A 19,518-nucleotide genomic window follows, 5' to 3' on the forward strand; every position below is an offset into this window, starting at 1 on the left:
GCATTCCTTCTAAAAGGCACTTGAACTGCGCCGACTCCCGCTGCTTCAGACAGCTCACGGCCGAGGCGCGGCGTACCCCCACCCACAGGATCGCACTGCTTCTTCCATGGATTGGTGAGCAATGGTTGACAGCTTCGTGCCCGATCGAGAAGCTGCGTGATGCACCTCAAGTTCGTTGTGATGCGATTACGCACATACGTCGCCAACACCTCTGTGATCGCTCACAGTTCAGACTTGGAGGAGCGTCCCTGGCATGCCACGGCCGCGCCCTTCGACACGTGCCGCTCGTAAGCACTCCTGCCTTAGTTGCTGCCACACCGAGGGAGGCTCATCGGCCGGATCGCACGCGGCTACACCAACTCCTCAAGCGTGAGAGCCAGTTGCCCCAATCACCCGCCTCGCTCCTGGAAGTCTCTTCCTCACTGACCCGCTCTCCGCCGACCGCGACGTCTCCCCCTGCGAACGACGGAAGGAAAGGACCGAGCATGTCCCCGCAACCCCCCACACCAGTTGCCGGACACATCAGCCGGCGAACCCTGCTCAAGGCCACCACCGCCACCGCCGGGGCGCTCGCCACCGCTGTCGCGTTCGCCGAACTCGAGACGCCTGCCGAGGCCGCGGCGAGCTTCGTCAAGGGCGTCGACATCAGCTGGGCACCTCAGATGGAGGCGCGCGGCTACTCCTGGAAGAACGCCGGCGGGCAGACCCAGGATGTGCTGACGATCCTCAGGGGTTACGGCATCACCGCCGTACGCCTGCGCACCTTCGTCAACCCGTCCAACGACCCGGCCAACGGGCACTGCGGCATCAACGAGGTGGCCGCCTTCGCCAAGCGGGTCAAGGCCGCCGGGATGTCGATCATGCTGGACTACATGTTCGGCGACACCTGGAACTCCGTCGGCGTGCAGAACCCGCCCGCGGCCTGGCGGAACATGAGCTACAGCCAGATGCGCACCGCGATGGGCACGTACGTGAACCAGACCATGACGGTCATGAGGAACAACGACGTGCTACCCACCTGGGTGCAGATCGGCAACGAGATCAACAGCGGGATCTGCCGCCCGGTCGGCAGCGTCTCCAACGGGGCGCAGATGACGGGGCTGCTCAACGCTGCCTACGCCCAGGTCAAGGCGGTGTCACCGAACTCGGCCGTGTGTATCCACCTGGCCCAGCCGCAGAAGTACGACGTGATGACGACGTTCTTCAGCCGCTACGCGGCGAGCGGCGGCAAGTGGGACATGTCGGTGTTCTCGTCCTACGGCAGCGCCGACCTCGCCCCCGGGATCGTGGCGAACATGAAGAAGATCTCCGACGCCTACGGCAAACCGTTCCTGCAGAGCGAGTTCGGTGGTCGGGTGGACCGTGCCTCCTCCACCCAGGCCGCGCTGGTCGCCTACATCAAGGCCCTCAAGGCCAATGGCGGGCAGGGCATCTTCTACTGGGAGCCGGAGTGCATGTCCCCGTTCACCGGCTACAACATGGGCGCCTGGGACTCCTCCAGCAAGCGGCCCACCGCGATCATGAACGGCTTCACCCAGGCCTGAGCGGCGGGCCATGAACCTCAACCCGGGCAACTCTCCGGTCAAGGACTGGGATTAGTGATTGTAATGAGCATGACATCGAGTCTCGAAGGGCACGGGGTCAGACTGGGAGCAGTGGGTCTGCTGACCCTCGCGACGCTGGTCGGCACCGGTGCGGCGCATGCCGATGCCGCCACGCGGGCGCTGCCGGCCGGTTGTTCCGGCACCGCGCCGATCAAGTGTCACTACGCGGTCTCACCCGGCAACTACGACGTGACGGTCTCCATCGGCGGTGCCGGTGCCGCCGAGACCGACATGTGGGTGGAGGCCCGGCGCCTGACGCTTCCGGCGACGAAGACGGCGGCCGGTGCCGCCGCCACGTACTCGTTCACGGTCAACGTGCGGCAGCCGGAGGGGCAGCCGACCGGCCAGGGCGGCACCGGAAACCCCGGTCTGGACATCCGGTTCTCGGGGACCAACCCGCAGGTGTCGGCCGTCTCGGTGAAACCGGCGACCCAGCCGCTGGTCGCCTACCTGGCCGGCGACTCGACCGTGTGCGACCAGCCCGTGGCCCCGTACACGGGATGGGGCCAGATGATCACGCCGGCGGTGGGTCCCGGAGCGTCCGTCGCCAACTACGCCGACTCGGGGGAGAGTTCGGGCAGCTTCCTGAGGAACTCGGCGCTCTTCCCGGCCCTGCTGCCGAAGGTCAAGGCAAACGACGCGGTCTTCATCCAGTTCGGCCACAACGACAAGCAAACCAGCGCGTCAGCCTTCCGGAGCAACCTCACCTCCATGATCACGCAGGTCCGTGCGAAGGGCGGCGTTCCCGTTCTGGTGACCCCGCCGGTCCGCCGCCAGTTCAACGGCAGCCGGCTCACGCCCACAGCACTGCACGTCAACGGCCTCGGAGTGAACCTGCCCGCCGAGATGCGCTCGGTCGGCACGGCGCAGAACGTGCCAGTGATCGATCTGACCACCAAGAGCAAGACGCTGGTCGAGTCCCTCGGCCCGTCCGCCTCCGCACAGCTCTTCCTGCGCTCATCCGTCGACGGTGTCACGGACAACACCCACTTCTCGCAGTACGGCGCGAGCCAGATGGGCGGGCTGGTGCTCCAGAGCATCCGCGAGCAGCGCCTGCCCCTGACCGCGTACCTGCGCTGACCGAACGCCCGGCGCCAGTCCCAAGGAGGGACCCGTTGAGGAACTTACGGATTCTCATCACGACCGCGCTCGTGATCGCCTTGTCGAGCCTCGGTGTCAGCGCCGCATCCGCGGCGGACCGCGTCGCCACGGACTGCACCAGTGCCTCCCGCGCCCAGGCCCCGGCCGCACGGGCGGTCGCCGCGCCGGTCACCGTGTGGCTGGCCGGCGACTCCACCATGGCCAACCCGAGTTCCGGCCGGTGCCCGGTCGGCTGGGGCAGCCAGTTCGACGCCCTGTTCAACAGCGAAGTGACCGTCAAGAACCAGGCCGTCGGAGGCCGCAGCATCCAGACGTGGCTGTACGAGGGGAACGTGAGCGGCACCAAGGGCTCGGACGGTGAGTGCCGCCTCACATCCACCACGTACTCGTCCCGCTGGCAGGCGATGCTGAACTCGACCACCGGAATGAAGGCCGGTGACTACCTGTTCATCCAGTTCGGCATCAATGACTCCTCCTCGACCTGCCCCCGGCACGTCGGCCCGGCCCGGTACCAACAGCTGATGACCCAGATGGCGCAGGCCGCCCTGGCCCGGGGCGCGCACCCGGTGCTGCTCACCCCGGTGGCCGCCATCACCTGCTCCGGCGGCACAGCGACCAAGAACCGCGGCTTTGTCACCCAGACCCTCGCCGCCGGCGCCGTCACCAGGGCGCCCGTCATCGACCTGCAGACGCTCAGTGTCTCGCTCTACAACAGTCTGCACTTCTGCCCGAACAACGGCGACTACGGAGGCAGCGGCCCCCTGGGCACCTTCTTCTGCAACGACCACACCCACTTCGACACCTACGGCGCCCAGCGGGTCGCAGGGCTCGTCGCCGGTGACGTGCGCCGCCAGAACCTCCCGCTCGCCGCGTATCTCACGTAGCACGCGGCGGTGGGCGCGAACCGAGGCCGGTCGGTTCGCGGGTGGCCTCAACGACGGCGGTGCAGCAGACCGAGGACGCAGTCGTCCCTACCTGAACCTGACGATGGCGTACGGAAACGGCTTGGCTCCGACCAGGCCGCGGCGTGCGACGAAGAAGGAGGCCAGGGCGAGGGTGCGACCGGGCACACGCAGGACGCCCGCCAGTTCGCCGCTTCGGGCCTGGGCTGCCTCACGTACGACTGGTGCTCGCCCAAGGCCATCATCGGCGACCACAGTGGCCGCGTTCGCGTGGATCACCGAAATCAACGGCCGGGGCATGCCGGAGGTCGGCCGCCCGGGCTTACGGACACGGAGCTGCGCGGCCACTTCGTCCTGTGGGCCATGAGGTCCGCACCGGCGCTCGTGGGCAGCGATGTGTGCAGCGTGTCGGCGGCGGTGCTGAGCCTCCTCAAGCACGCCGCCCCCCCGTTCAACCAGAGCAGCCGTTCGCGATGTCTGTTCGGCCACCGCCTGAGCGATCAGGGGGTGGGCCGCTCGCTCGGAAGGTGGTACACGCGTCCATGGCAGTGTCACGAAGACGGTTCCTGGCGCTGGGCGCCGGATCGGCCGCCGGAGGGTTCGGGCCGGCCGGCTGCGGGTCGCAGCGCTCGCTCGGCGACCCGGATGAGATCACTCTGTGGACCTGGGACCGGTCGGTGAGCGACGAGCTGGTCGCCCGGGCGGAGACGAAAGGCATTCCCGGGGCCCAGGGCTTCAGACTCAGCCGCACCAACATCGGCGGCCATTTCAACACCAAGGTGCGTACCGCGCTCGCCGGCAAGTCCCTGGTGCCGGACATCATCGGCATCAACTCCGACGTGGCCACCTACTTCCCCAACCAGGACGTGTTCGTCGACCTCAACGCCTTCGGCGCGGCCGAGCTGAAGAGCCGGTACCTGGACTGGAAGTGGAGCGAGTGCATCACGCCCGAGGGCCGGATGATCGCGTTCCCCATGGATACCGGCCCCACCGGGCTGTTCTACCGCGCCGACCTGCTTCAGGAAGCCGGGATCACCACCGACCCGAAGGAGCTCGCCGCCCGGGCCCCGGACTGGGACGGCTTCATCGCCCTGGGCAAGGAATTGCGGAGGTCCCAGGAGCGCGCGGTGATCTGCCCCAACATCCGCCACGTCTGGAGCATCCGGCTGGGCCAGCTGGGCAGCAAGTTCATGACCGAGGACGGCCGGTACATCGGTGACAGAGACGAACTGCGCGAGACATTCGAACTGGCCTACCGGATCGGCAGGGAGGGCCTGTCGGCCGGCGCCCCGGAGGGCTCCCCCGACTTGTACGGAGTGATCACCAGTGGCCGCCAGCCGGTCGGTATCGGCGCGGTGTGGTGGGGCCTCGCCTTCCCGGAGTCGGCCGCGCCGAAGACCGGGGGCAAGTGGCGGGTGGCCGACCCGCCCGGCGGCTCCGGCAACGTCGGCGGGTCCTTCCTGGCGATCACCAAGTACTCCAAGAATCCCGAGGCGGCCTACAAGTTCATCACCTGGCTGCAGTCTCCTGAGAACCAGGTCAAGGCGTTCACGGAGATGTCGCTGTTCCCGTCCTCCCCGCACTCCTTCACGAGGCCGGAGATGCGTGAGTCCCGGCCCTTCTACGGCGGACAGCGCACCATCGAGGTGTTCGGACCGTCGGCGCGGCAGGTCAGGACCGTCTACAAGAGCCCGTACGACCGAGTGATGGACCCCGTCTTCGCCGCCGAGCTCGCCAACGTGGAGTCCGGCAAGAACGTCGACACGGCATGGAGGGACGCCCAGAACACCATCGAGCGTGAACTCACCCGCGAGGGGGCGATCTGAATGGGCCTCGCCGATGCGCTGCGCGGGAGGACCGCCAAGCCGCCACCGGACGGGTCCAGGCCGCTGCCCGGCTGGCGCCGCTACTGGCCGATGTACACGGCGGTCTCCCCGTTCTTCCTCCTCTTCGCCGTCTTCGGCGTCTTCCCGGTCGGCTTCTCCATCTACCTGTCATTCATGTCGTGGGACGGCATCGGAGAGGCGCGGCCGATCGGCTGGGAGAACTACGCGTACCTGGTGACCGACTCCGACTTCTGGCAGTCGATCGGCAACACCCTGATCATCTGGTTCCTGTCCACCGTCCCGATGGTCTTCCTGGCGCTGGTCATCGCCTACGCCCTGCACACCACGGTGCGGTTCAAGGCGTTCTACCGGGTGGCCTACTTCGTCCCGAACGTCACCTCGATCGTGGCGATGACCCTGGTGCTCGGCTCCGTCTTCAGCGACAGCTCCGGGCTGCTCAACAGCGCGCTGCGGGCGATCAACTCCGGCGAGGTCGGCTGGCTGTCCGACCCGTGGGCGATGAAGATCTCCGTGGCGGCGATCACCATCTGGCGATGGGTCGGCTACAACGCCATCATCTGCCTGGCCGGCCTGCAGGCCATCTCCAGCGACGTGTTCGAGGCCGCCAAGGTCGACGGCGCCGACAACCGCCAGACCTTCTTCCGGATCACCATCCCGATGCTCCGCCCGGTGATCCTGTTCGTCGCCGTCACCTCCACCATCGGCGGGCTGCAACTGTTCACCGAGCCGCAGGTGCTGTTCCCGGTGGACGACAACGGGAACGTCGGCGGGCCCGGCGGCGAGGCCACCACCATCGTGCTCTACCTCTACCAGCAGGCGTTCATCTTCAACCGGTTCGGCTACGGCGCGGCCGTCGGCTGGGCGCTGTTCCTCCTCATCGCGGTGTTCTCCGTCATCAACTGGCGGCTGATCGGCGGCCGGGACGAGGACGCGATCGGCACCGGCAAGCGGAAGGGGAAGTCCCGTGCGCGCTGAGACCGCCGCCCGGTCGCGGACCATCGTGGGCCACGCCGTACTCCTGCTGGGCGCGCTGATCACGATCTTCCCGTTCTACTGGATGTTCGTGATGGCCTCGAACACCACCGGGGACATCTTCGCCTACCCGCCCAAGCTGATCCCGGGCTCCCACCTGTGGGAGAACATGAACAAGGTGTTCGACGGCATCGACTTCTGGGGGTCGATGGGCATCACCGTCGTGGCCGCCACATCCGTGACGTTCCTGGTGTTGCTCTTCGACTCGCTGGCCGCCTTCGCCTTCGCCAAATACGACTTCCCCGGGCGCAGAGTGCTGTTCTGGATCGTGCTGGCCACCTTCATGATTCCGCTGCAGCTGGCGCTGGTGCCGCAGTTCGTCACCCTGGCCTGGCTCGGCTGGGTCGGCTCGCTCAAAGCGCTGATCATTCCCGGTGCGGCCAACGCTTTCGGGATCTTCTGGATGCGCCAGTACGCGCAGGGGGCGATCGCCGACGAGCTGATCCAGGCCTCGAGGGTCGACGGGGCCGGGTTCTTCCGCCAGTGGTGGACGGTGGGACTGCCGGTGCTCCGCCCGGGGCTGGCGTTCCTGGGGATCTTCACCTTCTTCCACATCTGGAACGACTACCTGTGGCCACTGATCGTGATGACCGACCCGGGCAAGGTGACACTGCAGGTGGCCGTGCAGCAGCTGAACGGCGTCTACACCACCGACCAGTCGATGGTCATCGCCGGAGCACTCATGTCAGTGATCCCGCTGATCGGGGTCTTCCTGATCGGCTCGCGCCACTTCATCGCCAACCTGGCCGCCGGCGCCATGAAGTTCTGAAGAAACACGCGCGTGGTCCCACCCCTCGAAAAGCAGCTTGCGCCTGCGCCGAGTTCTTCAGGCAGGCACGAGCCCTACTGCCGCACGGGAAACCACCCCTGACTCGGGAGATGACGCTGTGAGAACCGCGAAGTTCGGCACCCCTGCCCTCCTGCTCTCGGTGGTCACGGCGAGTTCCGTCGCCATGGCCCCAGGCTCGGCGGCCGCGAGCGATGCGGCGGCCGGAAACACCTACTACGTCGCCCCGAACGGGAACGACGGTGCGGCAGGCACGCAGGCCGCCCCGTGGGCATCGATCGCCCGTGCACAGGCCGTCGCCAAGGCGGGCGACACGGTCTACTTCCGGGGCGGCACCTACGCCTACACCCGCGCGAACAGCGCCTGTTCGAGCCAGACCGCCAAGGTCGACGCGATCACCCTCAACAAGAGCGGCAGCTCGGGCAACCCGATCCGGTACTGGGCCCATCCGGGCGAGAAACCGGTCTTCGACTTCTCGCGGATGACGGACAACTGCCGCATCAAGGGCTTCAGCGTCACCGGCAGCTGGATCCACCTCAAAGGACTGGAAGTCAAGGGGGTTCCCCAGAACAACAACCGCAACGCCGAGTCCTGGGGGATCTGGGTTTCCGGCAGCAACGACGTCTTCGAGCAGATCAACACCCACCACCACATGGGTACCGGCCTGTTCATCAGCGGCGGGAGCGGCAACCTCGTCCTCAACTCGGACGCGCATGACAACTATGACCTGCGCAGCAACGACGGGCCCGGCGAGAACGCCGACGGGTTCGGTGCGCACTACACGCCGGCCGGCCGCCCCGCGAACGTGTTCCGGGGTTGCCGCGCATGGTGGAACGCCGATGACGGGTTCGACCTCATCTCCACCTACTCGCCCGTGATCATCGAGAACTCGTGGGCCTGGCGCAACGGGTACGTGCCGGGGACGACGACGCCCTCCGGCAACGGAGCCGGCTTCAAGTCCGGCGGCTACGGGGGCGACTACGAGGCCAACGCGCCGAAGCACACCGTCCGCTACTCGGTGGCGTTCCTCAACAAAGCGGCCGGCTTCTACGCCAACCACCACCCGGTGGCCAACGACTTCTTCAACAACACCGGCTACGGAAACCACCCCAACTTCAGCATGCGGGGAATCAACTCGAGCGGTGCCGCCGTCGGCCGGGGCAACCTGCGCAACAACATCGCCTACACCGGAACGGCGACGTCGTACATGAGCGGCACGAACGCCGCGTACAACACCTGGAACCTCGGCGTCCCCCTGTCGGACTCCCAGTTCCGGAGTGTGTCGACGTCCGGCTGGGACGCGCCCCGCCAGGCCGACGGGAGTCTGCCCGTGCTGCCCCACCTCCGTCTCGCGGCGAGCAGTGCCCTGATCGACAAGGGCACCACCGTGGGACTGCCCTTCAACGGAAGTGCGCCGGATCTCGGCGCCTTTGAGAATGACGGAAGGTGACCTCTTGAAACAAAGATCGCGTGTCGTCTCGAAGTACTGGAAGTTGGCCGCCGCCACCCTGTTGTCCGTGGCGTTGGCGGCACCGCTCTCGGCGAGCACCGCCGCGGCGGAGACACCTGCAACGCAGACACAGGCAACGGAGCTCCAGGACCAGGGGGCCGCTGCTGGACCGGTGGACCGCGGCCTCGAATACCTGGTGTCCGACTACCAGACGCGCACTCCGACCAAGTACACGGCTGACTCCTGGAAGCCCTTCGCCAAGGCGCTGACCGCCGCGGCCGAGGTCGCCGACGACTCCTCGGCCACCACGTCGGACGTCGCCGACGCGAAGACGGCGCTGATGACCGCCGCCGGCGATCTGAAGGCCGCCGACGAGGGCACGTTCCAGACCATCACGAACAACACCTTCTGGAACGACACCAGCGGCAACCCCATCTATTCGCAGGGCGGTGGGGTCTTCAAGTTCGGCGACACCTACTACTGGTACGGCGTGCACTACACCGGCGCCGAGCTCTACCGGGCCAATCCGACGAAGAAGTACGACGGCAACGTCAGCTTCGTCTCGGTCCCCGTGTACTCGTCCAAGGACCTGGTGAACTGGAAGTTCGAGAACAACGTCGCGACGCGCTCGACCAAGATCAACAACGGGGCCACCCTCGGTCAGGCGGGATGGGTCGGGCGGCTCGGGGTCTCGTACAACGAGAACACCGGCAAGTACGTGCTCGCCACCCAGGCCTACGTCGGAGGCGGGCACGGTGTCCTGCTGCTGCAGGGCGACTCACCCACCGACACCTTCGACTACGGCTACTTCCAGACCCAGATCACCAACTCGCCGACGACCGGCACCGGAGACCAGACCGTCTTCACCGACGACAACGGCAAGGACTACCTGATCTTCTCCAACCGCGAAGGACGGTCGCGCGGCTTCGTGGCCAAGTTCCGGGAGTCCGACTCGCTGCGGATCGAGCCAGGCGTGCAGATCCGCAGCGGCGCCGGTCGCGAGGGCAACGCCATGTTCAAGCTCGACGGCAGGTACTACCACGCGGCGTCGGACCTGCACGGCTGGAACACCTCTGTCAACTACGTCAACGAGTCGACCAGCAGCAACGTCCAGGGCTCCTACAGCAGCGAGTACGTCCTTGCCGGCACCGAGATGGACTACAGCCACGTGACCCAGACCGGGTTCTTCGTGACGGTCAAGGGCACCAAGCAGAACACGGTGCTCTACGCCGGCGACCGCTGGGCCGACTTCGCCTGGAACGGCATCGGGTACAACCAGTGGGTGCCGATCACCAAGACCGGCGCGAGGCCTCAGTTCCACTCGGTGAGCCAGTGGCAGTTCAACGCCACGACCGGGGAGTGGCGCGTCGGGCCGGCGAACAACTACATCCTCAACCCCGACATCCAGGCCGACCGCGTCATCGTCTCCAGCGTGCGGGGATGGCGGAACCTCGGCGGTTCGGTGACCAACGTCAACGGTGGTGTGAACGGGTCTCGCTTCGCCCTCCAGGTGAGCAACAGCGGCGGCGTCGAGCAGCGGATCGAGTTGGTGCCCGCAGGCACCTACACCCTGTCCCTGCACGCTCGGGGTAGCGCCGGACAGGTCGTGATCACCGGCGCCAACGGCAGCCAGCGCACCCTCGGCGTCCCGTCGTCGAGCGGCTGGGCCAAGCGCGAGCTCACCGGCATCGAGCTGCCCGGCGGGGCCGCCACCGTCACCGTGCGGGCGTCGGGTTCGGGCGGCGTCACCGTCGACCAGCTCTCACTCGTCAAGACCTCTGCCGACACACCAGCGCCTCCGGGGCGTTACGAGGCAGAGACCGCTCCGGCACAGTGCCGGGGCACGATCGACTCGAATCAAGCCGGCTATTCCGGCAGCGGGTTCTGCAACGGCGACAGCGCTGTGGGGGCCTTCGCGGAGTTCACCGTGAACTCCGCGACCGCCAGTACGGCGACGTTGGGGATCCGGTTCGCCAATGGCGCCACCACCGGTGCGAGGCCCGCGAACCTCGTCGTCAACGGAGCCACGGCAGGGGCGCTTTCGTTCGAGTCCACCGGCGCGTGGACGACGTGGACGACCAAGACCGTGACGGTCCCGCTGAACGCCGGCAGCAACACCATCCGGCTGGATCCGACCACGTCAACCGGACTGCCCAACGTCGACTACCTCGATGTCGGCTGACTGACGTCCCGTGCTCTGCCGGTCTTTGCGACCGGCAGAGCGTACGGAACAGCCCATGCCGCCCGTACGTGACATCGTCAGGAGAAGGACATGAGCAGAACGCGTCTGCCCCGCGCCATCGCGGTCGCGACGACGTTGGTCACCGTGGTGTCCGCGAACCTACTCATGGTGCCCGAGTCGGCCCACGCGACCTTCGGAACCGCGGACATCAAGCCGATCGAGAGCAATATCGCTGCCAAGCCCTGGGCTTCGGCGACGGCCGCCTCCGGCTCGTCCAGCGCCCGTCTGGCCATCGACGGCGACCCGACGACGTCCTGGCAACCCGGTAGTGCCGGCGCCCGGCAGTGGCTCACCGTCGACCTCGGTGGAACCTACGACAACCTGCGTAAGGTCAAGGTGCTTTTCCCGGACCGTGGCGTGGCCCACCGGTACGTCGTCGAGGCTTCATCCGACGGTCGCCGGTGGAAGGCCATCGCCGACAGGTCCCACAACCGAGCCGTGTCGCGAGGGGAAGTGCACCTGTTCACCCGGCCGGGAACGCGCTTCGTCCGGCTGACGTTCACAGGTGGGCCGGGCCGGGCCCGGGCAGGTGTCAGCGAGCTCCAGGTCTTCAACTACCTGCGCGACGACCTCACCCTCGGCGCCGATCTGTCCTGGATGGACGACGTCCAGGACCAGCAGCACTGGGTCGACCCCCTGGCCGAAGACCGCGGCGCCGGGCCACACCTGCTCGACGTGGCCAAGGACCGTGGCATCGAGTACAGCCGGCTGCGGATATTCAACGAGCCGCGCAGCGAGAGCACCGGTCAACCGACGCCGATACCGCGCCAGGGTCCGGAGCGCTCACTGGCCTCAGCCAAGTGGATCGAGCAGCGGGGCATGGGCCTGGGGATCGACTTCCACTACGCGGACTCCTGGGCGGACCCGAGCAAGCAACCCAAACCACGCGCCTGGGCCGAGCTGGAGTTCGCGGACCTGTCCAATGCCGTGTACGACTTCACCGCCGACTATCTGAAGCGGCTGATCCGGCAGGGCACCACGCCGGAGAAGGTGGCCGTCGGCAACGAGATCATCAATGGCTTCATGTACGGCAGCGAAGCGGCCCACATCGGCACGACGAGTCCGCCGTATTTCGTCGACCAGGCCGATATCTACCAGTCCAAGCCCGGCGGTGGACTGCTGTGGAAGTACTGGCGGTCGGCCGACCCGGTGGAGCGGCAGCTCTACGACCAGTCGTGGGACCGGTTCACCACCCTGGCCGCGGCCGGGATCAAGGCCGTCCGAGACGCGTCACCGACATCCAAGGTCGAGATACACGTGATCGTCGACAAGGACAAGCTCGCCAAAACCATGGAGTTCTGGCACCAGTTCCTCACCCGGGTGAAGGCGAAGGGCCAGAAGCCCGATGTGCTGGCCATCTCGTACTACCCGGAGTGGCACGGTACGCCCGAGGCGCTGGATCTCAACCTGAACACCATGGCCACCACCTATCCCGGCTACGAGATCGACATCGCCGAAACCGCCTACCCCGCGTCGGGCGGCGACGGCTCGCCGTTGCCCAACTCGCCGTACCCGCGAACCATTCAGGGGCAGGCGGACGCGATCCGCAGGGTGTTCCAGGCCGCCAACGACGTGGTCGACAACCGAGGTTCAGGGGCACTGGTGTGGGAACCGGCCGGCTACCAGCCGATGTTCCGGGCCGTGCCCGGACTGGCGAACACGTGGGAGCCGCACGCGTCCATCAACGTCTTCAACGCCAGCCGCGCCAAGCACATCCTCCAGGACACCATCTACACCAGCACGATGGTGAGGGCCGCCCCAAAGCTGCCCTCCTCCATCCGCATGCTCACCACCGCCAACAACAAGATCACCGCTGTCCCCGTCCGCTGGCAGCCATTGCCACCTGGCGCGACGGACAGGCCGGGTGAGGTGACAGTCACCGGGACGACCGGCACAGGACCGGTCACGGCGGTCATCGACGTCATGCCCAGCCACGGCGAACACGACATGACCACCTCATAGCCTGCTTCACCGACGTCGCACCACCGAGACCACGACGGCACCGGCGACATCATCACCGCTTCACAGCAGTGCTCCGCTCACTCGGTGGCCAACAGCAACAACTGCGGCAGCGCCTGGGAGAACCAGGCCGTGTTCGACCGGAACGGCCACACTCACCCCGGCATCCGGCGCACCCGACCAACCGCATGCCGCTCCTGCCGCCCCTCGCGGGTGGCAGGAGCACCCAGACCCGCTGTCGCGCCGCGCGACCCGTCGATCTGTCGACCTCTGTCGCCGACGGGACGCACCCGGCAACGGGACCAGCCGAACGCCGAACCCTCCACTCATCCCCGCACCCAAGGAGTCATCCATGACCATGCGACGACGGACCTTCCTCAGCATGACCGCGGCCGGAGCGACGGGCGTGGGCCTGTCCCTGCTAGGGGCAGGGCAGGCACCGGCCGCCGCCGGGCCACTGGACACCGCGCCGACCACGCCGTTCGCGGTCGGCGTGCGCCGGTACAACTGGACCCGCGGCAGCCGCCCGTGCACCACGTACGTCTACTACCCGGCCACCGGCACCGCCGGCGGCAGTCCGGTGACGGACGCCCCGGTCGCCGCCGGTGTCTTCCCCGTCTACAACTTCACCCACGGCTACGGGAGCAGCCCGCAGAACTCCCTGTTCATCATCCGGGCCCTGGCCTCGGCGGGCTTCATCGTCCCCGCCCCGCACTTCAACCACAACTTCAACGACGTCAACAACGGCAACACCTCCAAGGACGTCTCGCAGATCCTCACCAACACCCTCGCGCTCAACGCGAGCGGACCGCTGGCCGGGCACATCAACACCGGCATCGGCGTCGGCGTCTCGGGCCACTCCCTGGGCGGCATGGTCACCCACGGCCTGCTGACCTCCTGGCCCGACAGCCGGATCAAGTCCGCCAACCCCCAGTCCTGCGTGGACATGGGCAACCCGTCCGGTTCGGTCTCGGCCAAGGTCCTGTTCGTCCACGGCGACCGGGACTCGACCACGGCGTACTCCTCGGCCCGGCAGGCATACTCGGAGATCACCTGGCCCAAGGCGTTCCTCACCTTCGTCGGCGGCAGCCACACCAGCTTCTGGAGCGACCAGCGCTTCCCGAGGACCGTCGTCGACTGGGCCCGCTGGACCATGTACGGCGACACCGCCGCACGGGACCGCCTCCCGGCCGACGCGTCCGGGTCCAACACCAGGTGGGAAGCCCAGCTGGGCGACTCCCCCGGCGGCCCGGGCCTCTACACCCTGCTGGCCCAGCACAGCGGCAAGGCCGCCGAGATCAACGGTGCCTCCACCGCCGTCGGCGCACAACTCGTCCAGCGAACCACCAGCAGTCGCCCCAACCAGCAATTCGAGTTCGTCGACGCCGGCGACGGCCACGTCCGCGTCAAGGCGCTGCACAGTGGCCTGTTCCTCCAGCCCACGGGCACCGCGACCGGCGCGGATATCGTCCAGCAGGCCGACACCAGCGCCACCAGCCAGCAGTGGCGCGTGGTCGATCACGGTGGAGGTGTGATCAGCCTCGTCAACCGGGAGTCCGGCCTGGCCATGGATGTCTGGGAGTACTCCACCGCCGACGGCGCCCGCATCGCCCAGTACACCTACAGCGGCAACCCCAACCAGCGCTTCACCCGCCGCCGCGTCTGACCGGGACTGTCGGGGCACCGCTCGGGCGGTGCCCCGACATCGCGCAAATGCTTACAGGGAGGATAAGGGCCACGGATCGTGGCAATTCAGCGAGCGGTGCGGCGTTATCCGCTCCGTGCCGCGGTGGTGGGCTCAGGTTTGGGGGCGCCGTGTTCGCCGAGCCAGCGGGCGAGTTTGCCGCGTCGGCCAATCGCACGCAGGCGGCGCTCCGTGGCTTCCCGGGTGTCGGGGGTGGTGATCAGCAGGAGTTCGTCGTCGGCGCGTAGCACGGTGTCGCGGTCGGGGACGATGGTGGTGCCGTCGCGGACGATCAGGGTGACGACGGTCGGGGTCGGCAGGCGCAGTTCGAAGACGGCGACGCCGTGCAGCCGGGAACGCTGCGGAATCGTGGCGGTGAGCAGGTCGGCGTCCAGTACGTCGAGGGGGGCGGTCTCGACCTGGATCTCGCGCAGCGCGCCGGGGCGGGTCAGGCCCAAGCGGCGGGCGACGGCGGGCAGGGTGGGGCCCTGGATGAGGGTGAACAGGACCACGAGGACGAACACGATGTTGAGTACGTCGCGGGCGCCGGTGACTCCGGCGACGATGGGGAAGGTGGCGAGCACGATGGGGACCGCGCCGCGCAGGCCAGCCCAGGAGATGAACGCCTGCTCTCGCCACGAGATGCCCCGGAAGGGCAGCAGGCAGGCCAGGACGGAAACCGGGCGGGCGGCCAGCAGCAGGACCAGGCCGACGACGAGGGCCGGGAGGACCGCGGAGGGCAGCTCGCTGGGATCGACGAGCAGGCCCAGCATGACGAACAGGCCGATCTGGGCCAGCCAGCCGGCGCCCTCGGCGAACGATCGGGTGGCGGCGCGGTGGGGAAGCTTGGCGTTGCCCAGGACGAGGCCGGACAGGTAGGCGGCGATGATGCCGCTCGCGTTCACCGCTCCGGCGGCGGCGAAAGCGATGATGCCGAAGCCGACCGTGGCCAGCGGGTACAGGCCCGTGGCGGGCAGTGCGATGCGCCGCAGCGCGGCGACACCCAGGCGGCCGATCAGCACGCCCAGCGTTCCGCCGACCGCGAGCTGGTAGAGCAGGTTACCCAGAAGGGGGGCGGGGCCGGGCAGGTCGGTGGTGGCAGTGGCGAAGGCCAGGACGAGGATGATGGTGGGGGCGTCGTTGAAGCCGGACTCGGCCTCCACCAATGCGGTCACTTTCTGTGGCAGCGGCAGCGCGCGCAGGACGGCGAAGACGGCGGCGGCGTCGGTGGAGGAGACGATCGCCCCCAGCAGCAGCGCCAGGTGCCAGTCCATGCCCAGCAGCCAGTGCGCACCGGCAGCGGTCACCACGACCGAGACGGCCACACCGGCGGTGGCGAGCACGCCGGCGGGGGCCAGCAGGCGCCTGACGTCGCTCCACTGGGTGGTCAGGCCGCCCTCGACGAGGATGACCGCCAGGGCGGCCGTGCCCAGCGCCTGAGCGAGCTGGGCGTCGTCGAACTCCAGGCCGAGCCCGTCCTCGCCGGCGATGACGCCGACCGCGAGGAACAGCAACAGGCTGGGCAGGCCGATGCGGTCGGCGGTGCGGGCAGCGGCGATGCTGGCCAGCAGCACCGTGCCACCGATCAGCAGCGTCAGGTACAGCTCGGACAGGGTCATCGATCGGTCCTCGTGTTATCGAGCAGCTGTCTGACGGCCGCTGAGGTCAGGACCGGGGCGGAGGACCCCGGTGCCTGCGCGCGTCGCGCTGGGGGTTGAAAAGTTCCCCGGCCATGCCGGCGAGGACCAGGCCGGTGGCGATGAGCAGTCCGTGGGCCAAGGCGATGCCGGTGCCCAGCACGGCCAGGGCGAGTGCGAGCAGCAGCCAGGCCCTCGTGTGCCGGTACTCGCGTGGCCGGCAGGGGCGGCCGGTGCCGAGGGCGCGGGCGAACCGGGGATCCTCACCGTGCAGGCGGGACTCGATCTCGCCGAGCCGCTTGTCATCCGATCCGGCCATGACCTCCTCCTCCCGGCACGGGACGGCGGGCAGGCGTCGCGGGCAGCGGTGCGGGCCATCTGGTCTCCTTGCGGGCGCGGGGCATCACGATCACACCAGAGCGAAGTAGCGCAGCCACACATACGCGGCCGCGATGGTGACGGTTACGGCGGTGACGATGAGTCCGTAGCGGCTGAACTGCCAGAACGAGATGTGGTGCCCTTCCCGCTCGGCGATGCCGATGACGACGACGTTGGCCGAGGAGGCGATGATCGTGGCGTTGCCGCCGAGGTCCGCGCCGAGCGCGAAGGCCCACCACAGCACCCCCGCCTCCTCAGACCCGCCCGACGAGGCCACGATCTCCGAGACGATCGGGCTCACCGACGCCACGAAGGGGATGTTGTCGATGACCGCGGAGGGCACCACGGAGCCGAACACCAGGGCCATCGCCGTCCCCAGCAGATTGCCGCCGGTCGCGTCGGCCGCCGCCTCACCCAGGTCGCCGATCACTCCGGTCTGCACCATCGCGCCGACCATGACGAACAGCCCGGTGAAGAACGCCAGGGTCTCCCACTCCACGTCCTTGACCACATCACCGGGCCTGAGCCGCGAGACGCCGAGCAGCAGCAGCCCCCCACTGATGGCCACCACCGAGGGCTCCAGATGCAGCGCGGTGTGCAGCACGAAGCAGGCCATCACGGCGGTGATCACCACGCCGCTGACAATGAGCAGCCGGACGTCCTTGATGGCCTGCCTTGGGTTGAGCTCCATGACGGATGCGGCGCGCTCGGGGTCGTAGCGGAACGCGCTGCGGAACATCACCCGGCTCATCAGAACGAACACGATCATCAGCACGACGACGATGGGCGTCATGTGGATCAGGAAGTCGTTGAAGGACAGGTCCGCCCGGGAGCCGATCATGATGTTGGGCGGATCCCCGATGAGGGTGGCGGCGCCGCCGATATTGCAGGCCATGATTTCGGCGATGAGATACGGGATCACGGGCAGCCCGAGCCGTCGGCAGACCAGGATCGTCACCGGCGCGATCAGCAGCACGGTGGTGACGTTGTCCAGCCATGCGGACAGGAATCCCGTCGCCACGGTCAGCAGCACCATCAGCCGGTACGGTCTCCCGTGGGCCCGGCGCGCCGCCCAGATCGCGATGAACTCGAAGATCCCGGTCCGTTTCAGCACGGCGACGATCAGCATCATGCCGAGCAGCAGGAAGATGACGTTCCAGTCGATGCCCGCGTGTTCGGAGAAGAACGCGTGCTCGGCGTCGGTCGCCCCGATCAGCAGCATCACGACCGCGCCAGCCAGCGCGGCGGCGACCCGGTGCACCCACTCCGTCGCGATCAGCACGTAGACGGCGGCGAACACCGCTACCGCCATCCATGCCGTGACGCTCACCGCGCCCCCTTCCGCATGCCGCACCGGTCTGTCCCGGCCGTTTCGGCACCCGCCATGCGGCGCACCCACACGGCTGCCGCGCGACGCACGCAGCGCAGCACCAGCAGGACCGGGCCGGAGACCGCCTTGGTGTGACCATGTCGCTGTGGCACTGCGTACATCGGGGCCGGGCTCCTCTCGTGATCCGACAGACCCGCCCCCCTGTGCCGCCCGCCCGACACCGCGCCCCGCGCCTCTGCTCGCGGAAAGCGGAAACGGCAGGCCGACATGGCTGTACGGCCGTCGGAGATGGGGGTGCGCCAGCCCGACCCACGCCGTAAGCGGTCGCCGCTGCCGCAGACGGTCACGGGGTCGGGGATGGTGGATTGGCTCCACCCTCACCCGCCTCACAGGGCGCGCACCATCGGGTCTGGCACCCAAATACGGGCGGGTCAGACCTGTAGAAGCTGACGCGGAATGGGTGCCAGACCCGATGGACGCGCGCCCCGCTCAGCGACCACGCTGGAGCAGCCGAGCGCCCCGGGCGCCAGCAGCCTTCAGCGGTCGGCCGGCACACCGTCCGGTGTCATGGGAGGCGATAGTGGGAACGAGGACCACCTCAGGAAGGCGGTACGCGGTGCCCTTGTTCTGGAGGATCTTCCTGCTCAACGCCGTGGTGCTCGTCACCGCCACCGCGCTGCTGCTGGGGCCGGTCACCGTGTCGACCCCCGTCCTGCTCACCGAGGCCGCGATCCTCACCGTCGGCCTGGCCGCGATGCTCATCGCCAACGCCCTGCTGCTGCGCATCGGCCTGGCCCCGCTGCAACGCCTGGCCCGCGCCATGAACACCACCGACCTGCTGCGCCCCGGCGCCCGCCCGGCCGTCGGCGGTCACGGCGAGGTCGCCGACCTGATCACCACGTTCAACACCATGCTCGACCGGCTGGAAGCCGAACGCGCCACCAGCGCCGCCCGCGCCCTGACCGCGCAGGAATCCGAACGCCACCGCATCGCCCAGGAACTCCACGACGAGATCGGACAGACCCTCACCGCCGTCCTGCTCGACCTCAAACGCGTCGCCGGCCAAGCACCCGACCCCGTACGCGAGCAACTGCACCAGGTACAGGAGACCACCCGCGCCAGCCTGGACGAGATCCGCCGCATCGCCCGCCGCCTGCGCCCCGGCGTCCTGGAAGAACTCGGCCTGACCAGCGCCCTGAAATCACTCGCCACCGAGTTCACCGGCCCCTCCCTGTCCGTACGCCACCACATCGCGCCCGACCTGCCGCCCCTGGGCGACAACGCCGAACTCGTCCTCTACCGCGTCTGCCAGGAGAGCCTGACCAATGCCGCCCGCCACGCCGACGCCACCCGCGTCGACCTCACACTGGAGCGGACGCAGGACGCCGTGGAACTGCACGTGCGCGACAACGGCCGCGGCATCGACGGCGCCGCCGAAGGAGCCGGCATCCGCGGCATGCGCGAACGCGCCCTGCTCATCGGCGCCGACCTCACCCTCGCCCCCGCACCAGACGGCGGCACCGAAGTACGCCTGACCGTCCCCACCCGCCACCGGAGTCAGTGAC

Annotated in this window: 15 protein-coding genes; 11 read left to right on the forward strand and 4 right to left on the reverse strand. The window is 68.2% G+C overall.

Annotated features, from left to right (window positions below; all coding sequences use genetic code 11):
* The first annotated feature begins 485 nt into the window (after positions 1 to 485).
* From CEB94_RS04285 to CEB94_RS04330, 10 genes are all read left to right on the forward strand, one after another.
* Positions 486 to 1,544, forward strand: a complete 1,059-nt coding sequence (locus tag CEB94_RS04285; RefSeq protein ID WP_175430886.1) for a glycosyl hydrolase 53 family protein — start codon at positions 486 to 488, stop codon at positions 1,542 to 1,544.
* Between the two features lie 69 nt (positions 1,545 to 1,613).
* Positions 1,614 to 2,684 (forward strand): rhamnogalacturonan acetylesterase, encoded by a 1,071-nt coding sequence (locus tag CEB94_RS04290; RefSeq protein ID WP_246111713.1) that lies wholly within the window; start codon positions 1,614 to 1,616, stop codon positions 2,682 to 2,684.
* Positions 2,685 to 2,719: 35 nt separating this feature from the next.
* Positions 2,720 to 3,589 carry an SGNH/GDSL hydrolase family protein gene (locus tag CEB94_RS04295; protein ID WP_175430887.1) on the forward strand — a complete coding sequence of 290 codons (870 nt, stop codon included), beginning with the start codon at positions 2,720 to 2,722 and terminating at the stop codon, positions 3,587 to 3,589.
* Between the two features lie 560 nt (positions 3,590 to 4,149).
* On the forward strand, positions 4,150 to 5,433 hold the full coding sequence (locus CEB94_RS04300) for an ABC transporter substrate-binding protein (RefSeq protein ID WP_175430888.1): 1,284 nt from the start codon (positions 4,150 to 4,152) through the stop codon (positions 5,431 to 5,433).
* Positions 5,434 to 6,429 carry a carbohydrate ABC transporter permease gene (locus CEB94_RS04305; RefSeq protein WP_175430889.1) on the forward strand — a complete coding sequence of 332 codons (996 nt, stop codon included), beginning with the start codon at positions 5,434 to 5,436 and terminating at the stop codon, positions 6,427 to 6,429.
* Positions 6,419 to 7,255, forward strand: a complete 837-nt coding sequence (locus tag CEB94_RS04310) for a carbohydrate ABC transporter permease (RefSeq protein ID WP_246111714.1) — start codon at positions 6,419 to 6,421, stop codon at positions 7,253 to 7,255. The genes CEB94_RS04305 and CEB94_RS04310 overlap by 11 nt, the downstream gene beginning before the upstream one ends.
* A 118-nt stretch (positions 7,256 to 7,373) precedes the next feature.
* The gene (locus CEB94_RS04315; protein WP_218945890.1) at positions 7,374 to 8,723 is read left to right on the forward strand and encodes a right-handed parallel beta-helix repeat-containing protein; all 1,350 of its coding nucleotides are present in this window, start codon (positions 7,374 to 7,376) and stop codon (positions 8,721 to 8,723) included.
* On the forward strand, positions 8,710 to 10,905 hold the full coding sequence (locus tag CEB94_RS42165; protein WP_425472428.1) for a family 43 glycosylhydrolase: 2,196 nt from the start codon (positions 8,710 to 8,712) through the stop codon (positions 10,903 to 10,905). Before CEB94_RS04315 ends, CEB94_RS42165 begins: the two co-directional genes overlap by 14 nt.
* Before the next feature lie 90 nt (positions 10,906 to 10,995).
* The gene (locus CEB94_RS04325; protein WP_175430890.1) at positions 10,996 to 12,927 is read left to right on the forward strand and encodes a glycosyl hydrolase 53 family protein; all 1,932 of its coding nucleotides are present in this window, start codon (positions 10,996 to 10,998) and stop codon (positions 12,925 to 12,927) included.
* Positions 12,928 to 13,276: 349 nt separating this feature from the next.
* On the forward strand, positions 13,277 to 14,590 hold the full coding sequence (locus CEB94_RS04330; RefSeq protein ID WP_175430891.1) for an RICIN domain-containing protein: 1,314 nt from the start codon (positions 13,277 to 13,279) through the stop codon (positions 14,588 to 14,590).
* 104 nt (positions 14,591 to 14,694) lie between these two features.
* Here CEB94_RS04330 and CEB94_RS04335 read toward each other — a convergent pair whose 3' ends face one another.
* The 4 genes from CEB94_RS04335 to CEB94_RS04350 all read right to left on the reverse strand — a co-directional run bounded on the left by CEB94_RS04335 (position 14,695) and on the right by CEB94_RS04350 (position 18,114).
* Entirely contained in the window at positions 14,695 to 16,227 is a 1,533-nt protein-coding gene (locus CEB94_RS04335) for a potassium/proton antiporter (RefSeq protein ID WP_175430892.1), read from the reverse strand.
* A gap of 46 nt (positions 16,228 to 16,273) precedes the next feature.
* Entirely contained in the window at positions 16,274 to 16,564 is a 291-nt protein-coding gene (locus CEB94_RS04340; RefSeq protein ID WP_175430893.1) for a DUF3040 domain-containing protein, read from the reverse strand.
* Between the two features lie 90 nt (positions 16,565 to 16,654).
* On the reverse strand, positions 16,655 to 17,935 hold the full coding sequence (locus CEB94_RS04345) for an ArsB/NhaD family transporter (RefSeq protein WP_425472536.1): 1,281 nt from the start codon (positions 17,933 to 17,935) through the stop codon (positions 16,655 to 16,657).
* A gap of 14 nt (positions 17,936 to 17,949) precedes the next feature.
* Positions 17,950 to 18,114: a hypothetical protein gene (locus CEB94_RS04350; protein ID WP_175430895.1), complete on the reverse strand. Its 165-nt coding sequence runs from the start codon at positions 18,112 to 18,114 to the stop codon at positions 17,950 to 17,952.
* 455 nt (positions 18,115 to 18,569) lie between these two features.
* Between CEB94_RS04350 and CEB94_RS04355 the strand changes: the two genes are divergently transcribed.
* The gene (locus tag CEB94_RS04355; protein ID WP_175430896.1) at positions 18,570 to 19,517 is read left to right on the forward strand and encodes a HAMP domain-containing sensor histidine kinase; all 948 of its coding nucleotides are present in this window, start codon (positions 18,570 to 18,572) and stop codon (positions 19,515 to 19,517) included.
* Position 19,518: the final 1 nt, after the last annotated feature.

It is taken from the genome of Streptomyces hawaiiensis (assembly GCF_004803895.1).
In the GTDB taxonomy this organism is placed as follows: domain Bacteria; phylum Actinomycetota; class Actinomycetes; order Streptomycetales; family Streptomycetaceae; genus Streptomyces; species Streptomyces hawaiiensis.

Bases quoted from the DNA above. Each gene is read 5' to 3' on its own strand.
- CEB94_RS04285 (WP_175430886.1), top strand. From the start codon at position 486: ATGTCCCCGCAACCCCCCACACCAGTTGCCGGACACATCAGCCGGCGA.
- CEB94_RS04350 (WP_175430895.1), bottom strand. From the start codon at position 18,114: ATGTACGCAGTGCCACAGCGACATGGTCACACCAAGGCGGTCTCCGGC.
- CEB94_RS04325 (WP_175430890.1), top strand. From the start codon at position 10,996: ATGAGCAGAACGCGTCTGCCCCGCGCCATCGCGGTCGCGACGACGTTG.
- CEB94_RS04300 (WP_175430888.1), top strand. From the start codon at position 4,150: ATGGCAGTGTCACGAAGACGGTTCCTGGCGCTGGGCGCCGGATCGGCC.
- CEB94_RS04290 (WP_246111713.1), top strand. From the start codon at position 1,614: ATGACATCGAGTCTCGAAGGGCACGGGGTCAGACTGGGAGCAGTGGGT.
- CEB94_RS04330 (WP_175430891.1), top strand. From the start codon at position 13,277: ATGACCATGCGACGACGGACCTTCCTCAGCATGACCGCGGCCGGAGCG.
- CEB94_RS04335 (WP_175430892.1), bottom strand. From the start codon at position 16,227: ATGACCCTGTCCGAGCTGTACCTGACGCTGCTGATCGGTGGCACGGTG.
- CEB94_RS42165 (WP_425472428.1), top strand. From the start codon at position 8,710: ATGACGGAAGGTGACCTCTTGAAACAAAGATCGCGTGTCGTCTCGAAG.
- CEB94_RS04345 (WP_425472536.1), bottom strand. From the start codon at position 17,935: ATGGCGGTAGCGGTGTTCGCCGCCGTCTACGTGCTGATCGCGACGGAG.
- CEB94_RS04305 (WP_175430889.1), top strand. From the start codon at position 5,434: ATGGGCCTCGCCGATGCGCTGCGCGGGAGGACCGCCAAGCCGCCACCG.
- CEB94_RS04340 (WP_175430893.1), bottom strand. From the start codon at position 16,564: ATGGCCGGATCGGATGACAAGCGGCTCGGCGAGATCGAGTCCCGCCTG.